A 1,196-nucleotide genomic window follows, 5' to 3' on the forward strand; every position below is an offset into this window, starting at 1 on the left:
GAGATTGATTTTTGTGTTTCGTTTGAGAGGCAAAGTCTTTATCAAAACACATATTTTCTTTGGGCAGAGGCAAAAAAAGGCAAAGATTCCAACATTTACACAAGTTTCACGCAATTAGTTTTAACCATAGCCAAAAACAAACACCACCAAAAACACATTCCACCGCCATTTTTAGGCGCATTTGATGCGCAAAAAATCGCTTTTATCGCTTACAACAAAATTATGGAATTTTTGGATAAGATAGATTTTGATTATAGCCATACCACGCCTAGCAACTACGAAAGCGCGAATTTTCAAAAAATGCACGCAATTATCCAGCCTATTTTAGAAAATGAGATTTTGCTTTTTAGTTTTGATGAAAATAACGCAGAATTGCGCGAATTTATCGCTACAAATTTTATTTTAGGCAATGAAAACCTTAGCCAAATCCAAATCACAGAAGATAACTTCGTGCATATTTATATCAAATGGCTAAATGCCGTGAAACCTAGCATTGACATTGATTGGGATTTGGCAAAAAAGCAGGGGATTTTGGATACGGATTTTTATCTAGCAGATATGCTAAGCGATGAAAACAAAACACTAAAAGATAAACTCTATATTTTGCTAAAAGATAGCCACTATGAGCTACTACGGGGCAAAAATAAAATCGGGCTTTTTGAAAAAAGCGAAGTAGATTTTAAGGATAATCAAAAAGCACACAAGCAGTTTTGGAATGCTTATGAACGCCCACCAAAAGAGAAATTTTGGGATAACTTTATCAATCGCCGTGATTTGCTTGTGCCAGAGGATATAAGAGAGCGCAAAGGTGCATTTTACACGCCACAAATTTGGGTGCAAAAAGCACAGGAATATTTAGCGCAATCTTTGGGGGAAAATTGGCAAGATGAGTATTATATTTGGGATTGTGCCGCAGGGACGGGCAATCTACTTTCAGGGCTACAAAATCCGCGAAATATTTTTGCCTCTACGATAGATATTGCAGATGTAAATATCATCAAAGATTTAGTCCGCACACAGGAAAAATCCATTAAACTAAATTTGCTAGAAAATCATATTTTTCAATTTGATTTTTTAAATGACAGCTTTTTTGATAAAGTCGATAGCAAAAATGGCGAGATTTTAGCAGAATCTAAACTTCCTAAGCGATTGCAAGAGATTTTGCGCGATGAGTCAAAAAGACAAAAGCTAGTGAT

Annotated in this window: 1 pseudogene; it reads left to right on the plus strand. The window is 35.5% G+C overall.

Annotated features, from left to right (window positions below):
- Window positions 1-1,196: pseudogene (locus tag ACWIUO_RS13730) on the plus strand (hypothetical protein); the annotation flags it as partial.

It is taken from the genome of Helicobacter sp. T3_23-1056 (genome assembly GCF_053654535.1).